This is a genomic window from Gimesia alba, from assembly GCF_007744675.1.
GTDB lineage: Bacteria > Planctomycetota > Planctomycetia > Planctomycetales > Planctomycetaceae > Gimesia > Gimesia alba.
In genome coordinates this window covers 2,801,947-2,819,107 of sequence record NZ_CP036269.1, presented here as the reverse complement: position 1 = coordinate 2,819,107, position 17,161 = coordinate 2,801,947, and the positions used below count along the sequence as shown (strand labels likewise).

Genomic DNA, 17,161 nt, shown 5'->3' with positions numbered 1-17,161 from the left:
GCTGCAGGATAACTACATTCACATGATGCTAATGAGATTGTTGCGGGAGCACTGACTGTGTTTGCAGGAATGACTTCCCCGTCATACTGCCATACACTTAAACCGATGAGCAATGCAAAACTCGCATTCATGAGATCACCTTTTATATTTTATGTTGTAATAACAACTATTTTAGTTAGGCATACTGGTGGTTAACAATTGAAATACACTCTGAACCCAAAGCACAATGTCTCTCACCATAGATCGTTTTCGACCTGATAGTCGTCAAAGGTAAAGTAGAAAACAGCATAAATCACTAAAATCTTAAAATTTGCACAATCTGGGAAACGTGACAAAATTAATATTAACCTCCCGTATAGGTTTTTCCGATATGATTGATGCTACTGGAATTCTATGAACAATAGATTTCTGTGATTTTCAAGCTTTAGTTCACACCTGAAGTTTGGAAAGCTGGATCCCCAGGGCCTGATAAGAATGAATCAGACCGAGGATCACCACTAGATGCAACAGGAAGTCGCACCAGGGTTTAATATTTGAAATAGATTCCATTAAACGTGGTTTAATGTGAATGTTGATCTATAAAACGAATTACTAACTCCAACATCTCATTACTGACGTCCAAAGGATTGGGAGACAAGTATGTCTATAAACGCCTCATGGAAAAGACGCACAATGCTGGCACTCGCCTGCGGTGTTGCTGTTACAGCGACACCACTTGCTGCACAGGTACCACCAGCTCCTCCTGTTCCAGGAAAAATTAAATCAACCAAATTTACTTCTGGGGCAGCAAACAAGAACAAACCAGTTGTAAGCACCAAAACAAAAGAAAAAGTTCATCAACTCGTTGATCGAATTTATGAATCCGAAGTGGAATTAAGTGTCCAACAACGGCATTCAAAAATTCTGAAAATGAAAATGGACGTCTTCCGCGTAGCGATTGCTGACCCTTCTAAAATCGAAGTTGTCGCTTTCGGGGCACAAGAAGTTGAAGTGATCGGTAAAGAAACCGGCACCACAACCATGACTCTCTGGCTGGGTGAAGAAGCAAACCCCCAGATCTTGAGTGTGCAAGTCAAAGTGGAAGGTGACAACTCTATCGAAGATTTACGCCGTATGGAATATGGCGAATTCCAGAGAATGATCAACGAGTTCTTCCCCAACAGCAAAATTCAGTTAATTCCTTTTGCGGATAAACTGATCGTGCGTGGCCAGGCTCGTGACGAGCAGGAAGCAACCCAAATCATCAGCATCATCCGAGCCCGCTCTGGATCTAGCGGAAACAATGGCGGGATTGGAAATGGGTCATTATTCGCAGAAGGTCAGGCTGCAGATCCCTTTCCTGATGGTGCGGTACTGCCTGAAGCAACTGTCATCGACATGATGAAAGTTCCAGGCGAAAAACAAGTCATGCTGAAAGTTCGCATTGCTCAAATTGACCGCTCTGCCGCACGGACTGCCAGTACAGACTTAATTGTCAACTCTGGAGAATTTGGTTTCAGCCAGATCTTCACCGGAGTCGCACAACAGTTGGCAGGTGGTGGAACTGGTCTGGTCACAGCATCTTTAAACAGTAAACATGTCGACCTGTTCATCTCAGCTCTCGCTCAAAATGGTTATGCGAAAATTTTGGCAGAACCCAACCTGGTTACCATCAGTGGCCGTGCTGCAAACTTCATCTCCGGTGGTGAGTTCGCAGTTCCGACCGTCGTAGGAGTTGGCGGTGCTCAAGCAGCCACCACAACCTTCAAAGGCTTTGGTACTCAATTAACGTTCCTGCCAACCGTGCTTGATAAAGATCGAATTCGATTACAAGTCACTCCGACATTCAGTACCGTCAACCCGGCTCTGTCGGTTAACGGAATTCTGGGTGTGGATACGCAATCGGTCAGCACCACAGTTGATTTACGAGAAGGACAAGTTCTGGCAATCGCCGGTTTGATTCAAGAACAACAGCGTGGAGATTTAAACCGGGTTCCCTTCATTGGAGACATTCCTCTGGTAGGCACTCTGTTCTCCAACAAAGCTGTCTCTCGGGACGAAACAGAACTGATTGTTTTAATCAGCCCTGAACTGGTTCATCCAATGGAACCGGAAGATGCTCCGACTGTATTGCCTGGTATGGAAGTAACCGAACCTGGTGATGTGGACTTCTTCTTCATGAATAATATTGAAGGCAAGCCGGATGTGCATCACAGAAGCACCGTCTGGTACATGCAGAAAAAACGTATTCATCAACAGCAAAAAGATTATATTCATCAGACCAAATCTGACAAATACTATATCAATGGCGACTACGGTTTCTCTGACTAATACTAGTTATTATTTCTTTGCCAAATGATACTTATAAAAATTCCAATCACACTCAGTTTCATGATGTGAAAGAAATACAAGGAAGTAAGCGATGTCTATACAACCCAAAATTGCAAGTTTGCCTGCTATTGCTCTGGCAGCAATACTGGTCAGTGGTTGCCAACATAAACAGCATCACGCTCAGATTCCCTATGATTCTGTAGCACCATTAGGAACAATCAGTGATGACATTTGGCAAAAGCAGGAAGAAAACGGAGAAGCCTCTGACTTCGTGATTGTTGAAAGTGAATTCGTTGGCGCAACCGCAAAGCTGAATGCTGCTGGCGAAGATCACATTAAACAAATCGCAGTTCGTATGATTTCAACTCCTTTTCCGGTTGTCGTTCAGCCCAGTTCGATGTCTGTCAAAGAATCGGATGAATACAAATATCCGGTTAATGGAAATGATGACCTCGACATGCACCGTCGGAACGTGATTGTCAAATTGCTGCAGGCAATGCACGTCCAGGATGCTGACGAACGCGTCGTGGTTGCCCCCGCCTTTACACCTGGCTTCGAAGGGTTTGAAGCTTATCGAGCTTATAACAACGGATTCAGAAACCGCGGAAATGGTGGAGGTGGTGCATTCGGTGGCTTCGGATCTGGATTTGGTGGTGGCATCGGTGGAGGTGGCGCTGGCATCTTCTAATCGAAGAAAGAAATTTTGCTGAAACATTTTATCCGGTGGGCGGGTTCTTTGGAATCCGTCCACTTTTCAATAACATTCATCTCCAATGCCGGATTGAGACAATCTGTTGAATAGTTTTGCACAAAAACAACAGATTCAATGAATGTCTAAATCATACAACTAAAATCGATCTGATTTGAATCCCATTCAATATCAATCTAAAAACGCCAGGAACAGAATTATGAACAACAAAGGATTGTTTTGTTCAACTGTGATCCTTCTTATCACATTTTCCATTCAGGGGTGCTCCCATCTTGGCAATCAGGTTTCCAAGGTAAAATCGGCCCTGCCCGGTCAGAAAAACACCGATAACCTGCTCGCCGCTGCCAGAGCTGATGAAAGTAAAAATGAATTGCTGGCCGCCCGAGAAAAATATGAAAAGTATATCAAAAGAAACCCCAAAAGCGTCATAGCCTGTCACCGCCTCGGTATTGTCTGTACGCGATTAGGAGACTCCGTTGCTGCCACTCGCTATTTTACACAGGCACGTCAACTTGATCCGACCAACTCGGAAGTGTTAAACGATTTTGGATACGCATTGTTTCAGCGTGGACAATACAACGCAGCTGAAAAAATCTTTACTGCCGCATTACAAAATGACGCGAGCAACAAACGCATCATCAACAATCTTGCCTTAACCGTAGGCCACCAGGGACGCTTCAAAGAAAGCTTCACACTCTTCCGCAACGTCATGCCGCCCGCGGAAGCACATGCGAATCTTGCTTACATTCATACTCAAAGAGGAGAAGGCGAACTCGCTCTGCAAGAATATGATCTGGCATTAACCGAAGACCCCACACTGGAAACTGCTGGTCTGGCCGCTGCGGAACTGGCGGAAATGAAAAACATATTCCTGGCAAAACAGACACAAAAACCAGAACAACAACTGGCAGCGAATAAGACCGCTCCTCGAACAGAAACCCCCAAACGTCAAAACATGCCAGCGAAGAGAGTGACAAAATCATTGGCAAAAGCTCCAATCCAGAAGCAGCCTGTAACACAGACCACGCAATTGGTCAGTGCCAAACAACCAGTCGAAAAAACATCCAGAGAGCCTCTTAACGTGACCACTCCAGTTGTCAGAGAAAAGCTGGTCTCCCAGGCTTCCCTGAAAGAAGAAGTTCAGTTCAGGCGAATCGCATCTCAACCCCCGGTTTCCAAACCAGTGACGAAACCGGTCTCCAAACCTGTTAAGAAGGTGGAAGAAGAGTCCTTGGAAATCAACTCCTTCAACACAATCGATGAACTCTCTGTGGAAGACAAACCGGCAATCATCCGCATTTCAAACGAGAGTGAATCAGAAGAGACGCTGTTCCGTTCTCCCCAGGAGTTATCTGAACAATAATGAGTCGTCCCGGTTTCAGACCAAACTAGCGCTTTGTCTGATCCAAGCGAGCTTCAATCGCTTTAACGGTCGCCGCAGTTTGAAACTGAAAGCTCGCATTATCGGTGGTCCGCTTCAGCTCCTCGATTTTCTTCAGAGTTTTTTCAGTCCCGATTTCTTTGAGTACACGCAGCACACCGACCAGAACCACAAAATTTGACGGATCCAGCTGTTCCAGTACGGCCCCTTCTGCCCCGCTGCCATAAGCAATCAGTTTAGGGGAGATCTTATGCCCCTTAATCGGATCGTTCATCAGTTTTGCCACGGCGTTGACACCTTCAGGAGTCTGATGTTTCAGGATCGCTTCCGCGATATTCTCCAATCCCAGAATATTCACTTCTGGCAGGATCTCGATCATGGCAGGCACATCCGCTTTCGTAGACCAGACGACCAATGCCTCTGATGCATCAGCAACAACTGTGATATCTTTGCTGTTCAAAACCCCGATGATAATCTGAGAGACTTCCGGATTCTCCTGCTTTGGTTTTGCCTGGCTTAATTTCTTGAGTGCCGCTTTTCGCTTCAAAATATTTTTGGTCGCCAGATCTGTTAAAATCTCCTTCAGGTCTGCATCGATATTTTCAGGAATCTCGAATTGGGACGCTGCTTCCCGTTTTTTCATCTCGGCCAGATGTTTCTTCCGCAATTCTTCCTGATCAGCTCGGAACCGGGTCAACTCTTCCTCTGAAAGTTGTTTTGAAGAAATCGTAATCGGAATTTTATGGACGCTGGTTTCTGAGCGACGGAACAGTTTGTAGTTTAACAACAGGCTTTTCACGCCCCCCTGTTTTTTATCGAACTGAATCGTACCTGTCCCCGAAAGTTCAATTTCCGGTTCGCCATCTACGGTCCCGACGGTTCGATAAGAGTGCGTGACCGCGATCGTCACATCATCCTCTTTCTCACCAGTGATTTTATATTTGGTCGTCTGCCTGGCTCCCATCGTTTTTTCAACATTCGAATCACGAAACGGCAGAGGAATCCGGTCGGTTGAAATAATTGAGACACTCGTTTTTTCACTTTCCGACCATTCAGAACTCCCATCAGGAGAAAGGGGGATCAGATTAATCTGCGAAAGATGCCCAATCAGATAAGGTAACAACGAAGAACCTTTTACCGTATCGAGCTCGCCAAAACGATTCAACTCTAAGACATGAGCTTCAAATGCGCCTGCCATACTGTGGGCCAGACCGGCAAATGGACTCCGGTGGCGATGGATACGCATCGGCGGAATCAGCAGTCGCTTACTTTTGCTCTTCGTGACAGAATTCAGTTTGCCCGTACACTTCACAGCAAAACTGTCTGCATCCGACTTGATCACTTCATACTGCGCAACACCGGTGAGGAGATCAGTATAGGCTTCCATAGAGACATCGATTTTCACCTGATACGCATACCGCTGCCCTTTCTCCCAACCATACTTCAGCTGCACGCGCTCGGCAGCAGTCCCAGAAACCGGCACGACGAATATCATCAGCGCCAATAACGTTCCAGCCACAGACCATTTTTTGAGTTGAATTCCTGAATACATGGCAGGGCTCCCCAGAAACGCGCTTAAGACGGTTAGTTAACGAACTCACAATAGTATAAGTACTCATCTGTGAATTGCATTACTTTTTTTGACTTTCGAACGTTCTGAAAGCGGTTAACCTTTCAATAACCAGTCAACGGCTGCATTTTCCCTGTTTGCCGATTCATGAAACATCTCGACTTTGTTTAACAAACCAGCAGAATTATAGCTAGCCTGCACCAGTTTCGGGACCGTCGCCGAACTGCCCGCCAGCCAGAGTGCAGCCGGCTCACACAGCGACAACAATCCGGTCACGTCACCATATTTCACAGCACCAGGCCAAAGTCTAAGATCCCGGATGTTCGTAATTTCGGCAAATCGAAACCCGCCGGTATCCACTGCCAGACGACTGATTAACTCTGGTGAATGCGCACAGGCCGCAGCCGCCCGGACTCCGGAAAAGCCGAAACCGGCCAGACTGATTGACTGAGGATTACTTTCATGATGCTTCGCAAAAGATAGCACGTTTAAAATGTCGTGAATCTGCTTGGAAAACACCGGGTGATTATAGCCCAATGTATAACCGGCGAACTCACGCGGGTTCTTCACCACGGGCATTTCCGTCGGCGCAGGCTGCTTCTGGTTGAAATCACCCTGGTACAATACATCAAGTCCCGCCACCGCTGTCCCGGCATCAACCAGTCTCTGAATTGGCGCCGTCAAAGAGCCGTCCTGCTTGAGTAATCCGGCCTTCCCCTTGTCATCCAGCCAGATCACGACCTTTTGATTCCACTGATCCGGCAGTAAAAACAAAGCCGGAGTCGCTTCGCCATAGCGTTTATTCTTAATCAATGTGGAATACTGGCGAAAGCCTTGCTTTTCTTCTTCCGAAATCTGCTCTGCTTCCAGATCATCCGCTGCAGGCAAAGGACGTCCCACCAGCACTTCGAACGCCCCTCCCACAACACGCCGATATTCGGCAAGACTCTTCTGATCATGCGGGGTGAGCCCCTGAATCTGTTTGGCATTATTCCGGGCCAGAGTATGTAGAATTTTGATTTCTGACTGCTCATCGCTGGGAGGACCTGGATACTTCTTATTCCAGACCGACAACTCTTCACGCGTCAAAGGCTCAAAATCGGCTTCGATGATTGGCGTTTTGATTCCCAGCTTGAAATGCTGATTGAAAAATTCATACATCATCGCGCGGCTGACATAATTATAATTATGCGGGAACGGATAATATTTCCCCACCACATTTTCAGGAACACCCATCATTTTGAAGTGCTGTTTGAGTTCGGGCAGGCCCTTGGTCTCAATCTCCTTCGTCCAGTCATTCGCAGCCGTCATGCCCAGGGGACGAGGAGCAACCAGCGCCGCAAACTCAATGTTCCCGGTATCGACTCGCAGATAAGTCGCGTTTTCACAAGTGCACCCCCCCTGCATCGCCGTCGAGACCATCACCGCCGGAAACACCGCTGTGATCCGATTATCAATGGCCGCCAGTATGAATGTCTGTGTTCCACCACCACTGGCACCGGTAATCCCAATCCGCTGCGGGTCCACTTCAGACAACGAACTCACCCAGTCCAGCGTCCGTATCGAATTCAAAGTTTGCAAACCGAGCGCATTGATCAGACGCAATTCCGATTGCGCACTGAATAATCCCCAGTTCTTCTCGCTCGACATCTCCGGCCGCTGTTTGGAGAAACGATGAATCAAATCGTAACTCAGGCAGAATCCATCCGCGTAACCGAGCATGTCATAATGAAAGACCATGCATCCCATCCGCGCCAGTTGCACACAACGGGCCTGCAGTGGATACCGGCCCCCGATTTCATACTTTTCGGCCCCCGCCTTGATATCTGCCTTCACGCGTTGTTCGCCACTGTCATAAAACCGGCCTTCCGCAAAGTGACCGTGTGGAGACAGAACCATCGGGAAAGGCCCCTGCTTCCCTTTGGGCCGATACAGATTCCCGGTGACAAACAATCCGGGAGAACTTTCAAAGAAGACTTTCTCGACCGTGTAATCATCTCGATCGACTTTGCCATGCACGGTTGCATTGATCTTGGTGTTCTCCGGTTCCGGCCAGACTCCAGCGGCCACCTTGATTTGTCGTCGCACATACTCAGCCCGTTCTTCCCATGCTTCCGGTGATTCGCTTGGCATAAACGGGAAATAGCCATTCAGATCTTTTAATTCTCCCAGCCGACTGTCATCGAATGCGGGAATCTCTTCGGCAGCGAAAACATTCCCTGCACGAGAAGCTCCCTGGAAAACGCCTGCTGACAATAATGCCAACCCAATATTTTGCAAAGCTGACCTGCGATCCATTGAGAATTGGTCATCATTCTGAAACATCGTTCCCCCGCTTTCTCGTATGTTGCTCTATGACAGAAAATTATAGCCGGAATTTCAGGCTGAATACGCTGTATCCAGTCTAACCAGAGTCCCTTCACAGATGCCAGCCCGAGCCCGTTTTTTTCAGGATCACATGGCCGACAGATGAGAACAGCAAAGACAGTGACCAATGTCATCTCCCAGACAGAAATTCAAAGCCGCCGGCTACAGCAGGTCACATAGATAAACCAGGCCAACGCTTAAACCCGTTTCTTGCCCCAGACGACTGTTCCCAGAACAAGCAGCAAACCCACTCCTCCCAGCACACTCCAGTACAGGGAAATCGACTCGGGCTGAGGAGCAGGCTGATAACGGGGCACATGCTGGCGTTCCCCTTTGGCTAACGAATCAGGATGATTCGGAAAAGACGCCGCTTTAAGAAACAGGTCTTTCCATAAAACCTGCACAGGAGTTTTGACATCGCTTTGTTGCGCTCCCAGTCGCAGTAGTTCTACATCAGCGGTTCCGAGTTCGACCTCACGTAATTCACGAAAAGCACCGTCTCCCCCATCCATCACGGAAAACGTCAGCAGGCTTCCTTCTCGGACCAGTTTCAGTTTTCCGGAATCGGCTTTTGCTTCGAATAGTTTCACATCATGCTTTCGTTTCTCGTCCTCGGTCGTAGATAAGGTTGCATTGAAAACATGTTTCTGTTTCGGACGCAGCAATCGTCCGATGTTGACCGCCGATTCTTTCTCATCGTGCATTCTCAGATACAGACCGGGCCCCATCCCGTAGCCCGATTCCGGGTTTTTCCACGCGGGAACTTCATAAGAGGCAATGATTTCAAAATCACCCCGAATCTGAAAACGGGGGCTGACTCCTACCGCGTTCAGCTGATAACCCGTTGGCAGGTTGAATAATAAACCATCAGACTGCGGCTCCAGCAACCTGACCGTCCCCCTGCCGAGCGGCACCAGCAATTCATTATCAAACTGCTCACCTAAAAAGCTGAAATAAATTTCGCGATCTGAACTGTCTGCTACCAACGGTGAAAGCATGCTGAGCGTTATCCACAGCACAACTCCCCAATGCAGTCCGGATTTCATCATCTGCTTCATAGTCCCAGCCCCGCACTCTGCTCGCCACCAGCAATGGTTCCCAAGGACCGCCAGACTTCCGCATTGATATTTTCACTGACAAATCGAACAACACCATCGCCCATCAACACATTGACTCCATTCGCGTGCCAACTGGAGGGATTCAGAATCACGCCATCCCAGGTAAAACCATTCTTACAGTTGATGCGGTTGGGAGTCCGTACATGGTTATAGCGAGTCCAGTTCATATTGCCTGCCAACCAGGTTTGCCCCGACTCAACATCATATTGATAAGCGCCTGCTGTCTGGGGAGTCAAACTCCCACAGGCATCGGAAAATTGACTTTCCGTCCAGACCCCCTGTAGATTGTAGAGATCCGATAAGGGGTCGATCACTGTATCATCCCAGGTCCCTTTAGAATGCTCGCTGAACATGGCCGTATTGGACTGGCCGTCTTTCACATCCCCCAGCCGGACACTGCTGTTCTGGCCAAACATGCCATTCCCGTCCCGGCCGGACCAGGAACTTCCATTACAGGACCGGTAGTTATTCGGTCCCCAGCGACCTTTCAGACGATCCAGATCACTGGGACAGAGAAAAACACTCAATCTCGTCTCAGCAGCCGGACCGTTGATCACCTCATTGAACCGCTTTGCTAACTCTTCCTGCGCATCATTGGCCGCATTCACAAAAGGATGAAAGGGAGCAACATTAAAGTTGAGCCGGTTATAGACAACGGCCTGGTCAAGGTAAGGCAGCAACATCGCATGGGCCGAATACCTTCGATCATTGAGTGTCCCCAGCGAAGAAATGGGACCATCATAATCAGTGCCGACACCAAACGGCAGAACTCCGTGCGAACCATGATAAGCATGAACCGCAAGACCGATCTGCTTCAGATGATTGGCACACTGCATTTTGCGGGCTGCTTCCCGCACCCTCTGAACGGCAGGCACTAACAGAGCAACCAACAATCCAATAATGGTTAAAGTGACCAGCAATTCAATCAACGTGAACCCGCGTCGCAATCTGGTTTCAGGGTTCATCTGCTCAATCACCTCTCTTGGAGCTCCCACTTCCTGGATTTCCTGAAAGTGCCCTTAGATCTTCCAGACTATTCGTTTTCCTACTCATTTTCGTTTGAGAATCCTGTTTCCCCGGAAATCACAATAAGCCGCTACGTAGACATACATTAACTTTCAAATCCATCTACTTTTTTTTTGCTTTTGTCTAAATTATTATTAATTTCCTGATTTTCTTTGTTAAGAATCCCTCCTCACTATACAACCTACTAGTGAGACGAGCATATAGTGCTGGCTTTTCATAGATAAACACATATCGTAGAAGATGCTTTTCTCTTATTTTGACGATTTTTTTTAAAGGGTACTTTTAATATCGGTCAACTCACCTACAGTACTGCTAGCAACTCTCTATGAACATTCTGACAAATATCCAGAAAAACATCTTTTTTTTTATAACATAATTTAATAACTATAAATTGTTTTAATTTAATCACTTAGATCAAAACCCTAAAAAAGGATCTTCATAAAAACTTCTAAATGGCATTCGGAATCTCATGTTTTTTGATTGCCATACTTGCCGTGTAGACGACAGTATACTAGAATAAAAGACATATGCGAGACTCAGGATCTTCAGTGCTTATCACACAAATGAAACATCCTCTTTTTCCTGATAACGTATATGGTTTTTTAAATCCCAATTCATGTTTGTTTTGGGTAATACGTTTCTGAATTCCTGTTTGTTCCAGGATTCAATGATTAGTTCACTCTTCTTTAAGAAATGAGGTACTTTGTTATGGCAGGCACCAAAGCAAACCTTACACAACGTCAACAAGAGATTTATGATTTCTTAAAAGACAAAATTATCAATCGGGGATATGGACCAACTGTCCGTGAAATCGGTGCTAATTTTGGCATCCGCTCTCCCAATGGCGTGATGTGCCACCTGAAGGCTCTGGAAAAGAAAGGGCTCATTACCCGCGAATCTCACATGTCACGGGCAATCCAACTCTGCGATCATTCACAGAAGCGAACTCGTCTTCCTTTAGCCGGACAGATTGCCGCTGGCAGCCCTGTTCTTGCCGTACAGGATGATGAGCACATCGATTTCGGACCTTTGTTCGATCCAGATGATCAATTCTGCCTGAAAGTCAAAGGCGTCTCCATGATCGAAGATCAGATCGCGGATGGCGACTATGTGATCGTTCACAAGCAGAATACATGCAAAGAAGGCGACATTGTTGTCGCTTTAGTGGATGGCCAGGAAGCAACACTGAAACGCTACTACTCAGAAGGCGATCGAATTCGTCTTGAGCCAGCGAATTCCAGCATGCAACCAATTTATTCCAAAAACGTTGACATCCTTGGAGTTGTGACTGGGGTTATTCGAAAATACTAAAAGAAACTCACAACGTAGCCTGTGATTGCAGAATTGCAGGCTACAGCCATTTTAAAAATGAGGTCATCAACGCCATGTAGGTGACCTGTCATTTTTCGAAATGCTTTCAAAAAATGCTCTGGTATTTTACCAGAGCATTTTTTTTGGAATCCAAAGCGACCAAACCAACTAGAAAGTGTTTATTTAATAGTTTTGAGCGTGATTTTGCGGTCGACAGAGTGAGCTATGTAAGATCAAACCGTAGCCGATGGTGTGATATAGCCTTTATTTCTTAGACTATGACCGCAAAAAAAGTCACTAGCCGCAGGGCGTTAGCCCCGGTTGGACGTCTTGGGTAGCCACCGTTCGAATCAATAAACGCTACCTAGCCAGCAGCCCGGGTTTGATACTGATTCAGCTTGTTATAAAGTGTCTTCAAAGCAATTCCCAACTCGGCCGCGCATTTGGGCTTATCACCATCATGCTTATCCAGGACGTGGTAAATTACTTCCATTTCTATATCCCGCAGGGTTTTTCCCTCTGTCCCCTCTGTCCAGTTCACAGAAGCCGAACCGGAAGAAATGGGAATCGAAGAATTACGGGTTAAATTGGCTGGTAAATCTTCTGGCATGATCTGCGAACCATCCCATAGAATCACCGCATGTTCTAACGCATTTGCTAATTCCCGGACATTCCCCTTCCAGTCATAAGACTGCAGGATCTCAACCGTTTCCGGTGCCAGAATATCATCGGGAATCGAATCCTTCTTCAAATGCCGCTTCAACAACACACGGGAAATCGCCGGAATATCCCCTTTTCGATCTCGTAAAGAGGGCAAGTTAATCTCAAACGTATTCACGCGGAAATAAAGGTCTTCACGAAATGTGCCTTCATTGACCATGTCCTGCAAATCCCGGTTGGTGGCACAGACAATGCGAACGTCAACATGGAACGTTTCGCTGTCCCCCACTCGCCGAACTTCACCTGATTCCAGAAAACGCAGCAGCTTGACCTGCATGGTTTTGTCTAATTCACCCAGTTCGTCCAGAAAGAGCGTACCGCCATTGGCAATTTCAATCAGGCCCTTGCGTGGCGTATCTGCTCCGGTAAAAGCACCTTTACGATGCCCGAACAATTCGCTCTCTACCAAATTTTCAGGCAATGCGCCACAGTTAACGGGCACAAAGGGCATGGAAGCACGCGCGCTCAAATCGTGCACACGTCGCGCGACCAGTTCCTTACCCGTTCCGGTTTCTCCCAGAATCAGGGCCGTGGAATCGGTCGGTGCAATTTTCTCGATCAGTTTTTTCACCCGCAGCATCGGAGGCGTTTCCCCAACAATCTGGCAGGGACCTTCGACACTCTTCAACCGCGATTCCAGCGCGTAATTCTTATTCTGCAGGGAACGTTTATCAGCCACTTTCTGGAGCACGGTTGCAATATCAATCAACTTGCAAGGCTTAGGCAAAAAGTCGTAGGCACCACGACGAATCGCCTGGATCGCCTCATCAATACTACCGTGACCGGTACTGATAATGACTTCTGTCTCTGGTGAGACCTTATTAATATGATCAACCACATCCCAGCCGCTAAGACCAGGCATCCGCAAATCGACAATTGCGGCGTCGAATGTGATCTTATCTAACGCAGTCAAAGCCGACTGACCATCTTCACAAATGGTGACATCATGTCCCATCCGTGGCAGCTCAATTCGCATCACTTCTCGAATGGCTGCTTCATCATCGACAAACAAGACTCGTAATTTATTGACCGAATTACTCAAGTTGTGCTCCTTCTTCCCGCTTTGGCATCCTGCCAAAGAGAAAGCCATTTAACAAATTTCATAACCGAATGGTATTCAGGAAGGATAAGGGGAAAGGCTCTGAAGAAAAGTTGTTCGAATCTGTCGAACTCATCGTTGTCTCCAGCATCGACATTCAATTGCGTCGCCCCGGAACCGGGACGCCATCCAGGACCTTTCTCTGCACAATACGCGAAACGTAAGGAAGGGGAATTTTCAAGGCAATGTGCTGTACAGAGAACATCCATTTTCTCCTGCATCGTTAACTTTATGTGAATCATTCGTGGGGAGAGACGATTGATATCAGATTTTCAAAATCGTGGCAATCGGAGAATTGCAGAAAGTCAGATTCCAATAAATTTACTTAACTTTTTATGCGGCCTTGCTTTGTGACTTTGTTTTTTTGGGCAGTTCGACAAAAATTGTACTCCCCTTCCCTGGCCCTTCGCTCTCCACTTCGATCTCTCCGCCATGATCCTTAATGATCCGGTGTGTAATCGACATCCCCAGACCAGTCCCCGTGCCATCGGCGCGTTGTGTAAAGAAAGGATCGAATAACCCTTCCTTCACTTCCTGGGTCATCCCGCACCCGTCATCTTTGAAAATCAGAGTCACCGAATCCACATTTTCTCGCACCTGGATTTCCAGATTCCCCCCCACCTCCATCGATTCGAGTGCATTGGTCATAATATTGAGCACAACCTGCTTGATTTCGGCTGGATTACACTCAGCGTTACAATGCTGAGTTGCTTCAAAATGGATATTCCGCCCTTTGAGTCGTTTGATCAGACTGACCATGGAGCACACCTCTTCGATCACGCCGGATAAATCATTCACACTCCGCACGGAATTTTGTCCCCGGGAAAAATCAAGCAGCTTTGAGGTGATCTCCCTGCAGCGCATCGCTTCTCGCTGAATCAAGCCGAGATATTGCTCGACCACCTGAATCTCAGACTCCTCGCAATGCGGCTTCAGATCCTGCATCCGCCCCTGTAGCGATTCAGACGCCATCGAAATCGCAGACAGCGGGTTATTGATTTCATGGGCCACCCCCGCTGCCAGAACCCCGATTCCCGCCAGCCTTTCCGATCGTACCAGCTGTTTACTGCGTTCGTCGACCTTATGGTTCAATTCATCTCTTTTTTCCTTGAACCGCATCGTCATTTGGTTAAAAGCTTCTGCCAACTCAGCCATCTCATCATTCGATTTGATCTTGAATTGATGATCAAAATGCCCCTGAGCCACGATCCGGGCTCCTTCATGCAGATCCTGAATTGGCGTGAGAACGGTCCGGTGTCCGTACCAGATCAGACAGCCAAACGCGATAAAAACGACCACACAAGTGACCCAGACCAGATTTGAGCGGGACCGATAGACTTTTGATGCCCGGTCCAACACGGCTTTGGTACTGGAAGGAACATCTCGGACTTCCATGATCAGCGTTTCCAGTCGTGCGACTTCCAGAATCATCTTATCAGCAACCTCGTGTCGCTCTTGAGGATTCTCCAGCTGAGCCTGCATCAGAGACAGTTTCTCCCATGTTGTTTTGCTCGCACTATGTTCACTGAGTTGTGACTTTACAAATCCTTTCCAGGTCCCCAAAGCCGGGTCCGGTAACTTATCGACTTTAAGCAGAAACCCGTGAATTTCAGCCTCAACTTCATCTAACTGCGTTTGAAACTTCTGCTGATAATGGGCGCTGGCTGCAGAATCCGGACGCGCATTCCTGATCTTCTGAAGTGGCTCATTGAGGGCGGCAACCGAGACAATCATCCGATCGCGGTTGGGCAAATCGTTCAGGGAATATTTAAAATCCTGGACAGTCGCATCATAGGATTGCAGCCCGGAAACAGCCCCGTATGCCAGTAGAATCAGCATACAGACTATAATTCCCAGCCCCAGACCTAACTTCCGCCTGATGGTTTGCGTAAAGAACACACCGACCTCCATGTCACAAGTGCTTCAAAGTCACTGAAATCAGAGCCGGATCATACCTGAAATGAAGCGGGAATCCAATGTTAAATTAGTAAACTTCTACCGGATCCAGGAGGGATACTCTCTTCCGCCTCACACCTGAGTTGCACGTCAATCTTCCTGAGATGACGACGGAGGCCCTTTTTTCCAGCGGGCCTGATGAACCATCTCTTTGCGGTATGAATGCAAGCCGGTCATCAGGATATCAATCGCCCGGGAAAAATCCCGGAACGCCTGCAGATATTTCTTTTTTTCCAGCTCCTCTTTGGCTTCGTAGTAAATCTTGTTATGGGCCGACCATTCAATCGTCCACTCTTCCTCCATCGCGGCCCGCTGCAACTCAGACTCCATTGTCGTCAGGTACTGTAGAAAATCCGTGTTGAATTTCAAACGTTCCGAACGGTAAGGTTTCCATTCCACGGTTTTATTTTTATCCAGGTACTCCTCACGCTTGCTGGACTCGCGTTGTGCAAACACCTTTCGCACCAGCAGCATCACCAACAGGGACATGCCACCAAATGTCAGGAATTCCCCTCTGTCAAATTTTGTTAAGATCCACATCAGGATCCCAATCGCAACCATGAGTGAAGCGCCCCAGACTCCTGCCAGCCACAACCACTCTCCATACCCTTTATCAAGTTCCAGGTCGGGCTCGCGTTCTGGCGGTCGCTCCTGTGAAAGATTTCCATCGGGTAACTCTCCCACCTGGACCACAATCACCGAGATATTATCTGAGCCTCCTCTCAAATTGGCCAGATTGATCATCAACCGACAGGCATCACTGGGCTCCAGATACTTGGCGATCATTCCGATTTCTTCGTCTTTCAGATGGCTTGTCAATCCATCGCTGCACAAGACGTAGCAGTCGCCCTCCATCACCGGATAAGGGCCTTCGATATCGACCTTCACGACCGGTTCGGGACCTAAAGAACGGGTAATCACATTCCGGGGCTCATTCAGATAAACCTCTTCAGGTCGCATACGCCCCTGACGGATCAGTTCCCACTGCAGGCTATGGTCGAATGTCAATTGATCGATACGGTTTTCACGAATCCGGTAAACTCGACTATCCCCCACATGACCAATGACCGCTCCCTCTGAACAAAGACAGAGTGAACTGCAAGTCGTGCCCATGCGCATGAACTCACGATTGGCCATGCCCCGCTCATTGATTGCCTGATTCGCCACCTCAATGGCCGACTTCAATGATTTCGCAACAGGCCCGGGTTTATTTTTAAAAAACGTATGCGGCACGGTCTCTGAGGCTATCTTGCTCGCCAGTTCACCAACGGCGTGCCCCCCCATTCCATCGGCAACAAGAAAGAAGTGCCCATGGTCTCGCCAGCTTTCCTGGTCTTTGCAAATGCGGACCGAGATGGAATCTTCATTATTCCTCCGCCGAAAGCCAACATCACTCTGCGATGCGAACTGAACCGGATGTTCCCAACGCATGCATTCCCCTTAAACAAGCCTGAAAGTCGCTAACTCGATCACCTGATCCTGCTACCTAGTATCTTGGTGTGAAATGGGATCAAACACCAGAGATCACTGGGAGAAAACGGGCTTTTGTTACTGAAAATTAACGAAAACAGATAATTTTGTGGCTGTAAAGCCC

At 47.6% G+C, this 17,161-nt stretch carries 11 protein-coding genes; 4 read left to right on the top strand and 7 right to left on the bottom strand.

Annotated features, from left to right (window positions below; translation table 11 throughout):
* Positions 1-639 precede the first annotated feature (639 nt).
* The 3 genes from Pan241w_RS10460 (at position 640) to Pan241w_RS10450 (ending at position 4,382) form a co-directional block, all read left to right on the top strand.
* Positions 640-2,310: a type II and III secretion system protein family protein gene (locus Pan241w_RS10460; RefSeq protein ID WP_145214804.1), complete on the top strand. Its 1,671-nt coding sequence runs from the start codon at positions 640-642 to the stop codon at positions 2,308-2,310.
* A gap of 91 nt (positions 2,311-2,401) precedes the next feature.
* Complete coding sequence (locus Pan241w_RS10455; protein ID WP_145214801.1) at positions 2,402-2,998, top strand: hypothetical protein; 597 nt, start codon at positions 2,402-2,404, stop codon at positions 2,996-2,998.
* Between the two features lie 220 nt (positions 2,999-3,218).
* Positions 3,219-4,382, top strand: coding sequence for a tetratricopeptide repeat protein (locus Pan241w_RS10450; RefSeq protein WP_145214798.1), 1,164 nt, complete (start codon positions 3,219-3,221; stop codon positions 4,380-4,382).
* 25 nt (positions 4,383-4,407) lie between these two features.
* Here the strand turns inward: Pan241w_RS10450 and Pan241w_RS10445 are convergent, their stop codons facing one another.
* The 4 genes from Pan241w_RS10445 to Pan241w_RS10430 all read right to left on the bottom strand — a co-directional run bounded on the left by Pan241w_RS10445 (position 4,408) and on the right by Pan241w_RS10430 (position 10,450).
* Positions 4,408-5,952, bottom strand: coding sequence for a HEAT repeat domain-containing protein (locus tag Pan241w_RS10445; RefSeq protein WP_145214796.1), 1,545 nt, complete (start codon positions 5,950-5,952; stop codon positions 4,408-4,410).
* A 114-nt stretch (positions 5,953-6,066) separates the two neighbouring features.
* Complete coding sequence (locus tag Pan241w_RS10440) at positions 6,067-8,268, bottom strand: alpha/beta hydrolase family protein (protein WP_198000455.1); 2,202 nt, start codon at positions 8,266-8,268, stop codon at positions 6,067-6,069.
* Positions 8,269-8,534: 266 nt separating this feature from the next.
* Entirely contained in the window at positions 8,535-9,335 is an 801-nt protein-coding gene (locus Pan241w_RS10435; protein WP_198000454.1) for a DUF1583 domain-containing protein, read from the bottom strand.
* 56 nt (positions 9,336-9,391) lie between these two features.
* Complete coding sequence (locus Pan241w_RS10430) at positions 9,392-10,450, bottom strand: DUF1559 family PulG-like putative transporter (protein ID WP_145214788.1); 1,059 nt, start codon at positions 10,448-10,450, stop codon at positions 9,392-9,394.
* Between the two features lie 739 nt (positions 10,451-11,189).
* On the opposite strand from Pan241w_RS10430, the gene lexA reads away from it, so the two are divergent.
* Positions 11,190-11,792, top strand: coding sequence for a transcriptional repressor LexA (gene lexA, locus Pan241w_RS10425; protein ID WP_145039453.1), 603 nt, complete (start codon positions 11,190-11,192; stop codon positions 11,790-11,792).
* A 364-nt stretch (positions 11,793-12,156) separates the two neighbouring features.
* Here lexA and Pan241w_RS10420 read toward each other — a convergent pair whose 3' ends face one another.
* The 3 genes from Pan241w_RS10420 to Pan241w_RS10410 all read right to left on the bottom strand — a co-directional run bounded on the left by Pan241w_RS10420 (position 12,157) and on the right by Pan241w_RS10410 (position 16,998).
* Positions 12,157-13,554 carry a sigma-54-dependent transcriptional regulator gene (locus Pan241w_RS10420; RefSeq protein ID WP_145214785.1) on the bottom strand — a complete coding sequence of 466 codons (1,398 nt, stop codon included), beginning with the start codon at positions 13,552-13,554 and terminating at the stop codon, positions 12,157-12,159.
* A gap of 390 nt (positions 13,555-13,944) precedes the next feature.
* The gene (locus Pan241w_RS10415; RefSeq protein ID WP_198000453.1) at positions 13,945-15,510 is read right to left on the bottom strand and encodes a sensor histidine kinase; all 1,566 of its coding nucleotides are present in this window, start codon (positions 15,508-15,510) and stop codon (positions 13,945-13,947) included.
* 147 nt (positions 15,511-15,657) lie between these two features.
* Positions 15,658-16,998 (bottom strand): PP2C family protein-serine/threonine phosphatase, encoded by a 1,341-nt coding sequence (locus tag Pan241w_RS10410; RefSeq protein ID WP_145214736.1) that lies wholly within the window; start codon positions 16,996-16,998, stop codon positions 15,658-15,660.
* Positions 16,999-17,161: the final 163 nt, after the last annotated feature.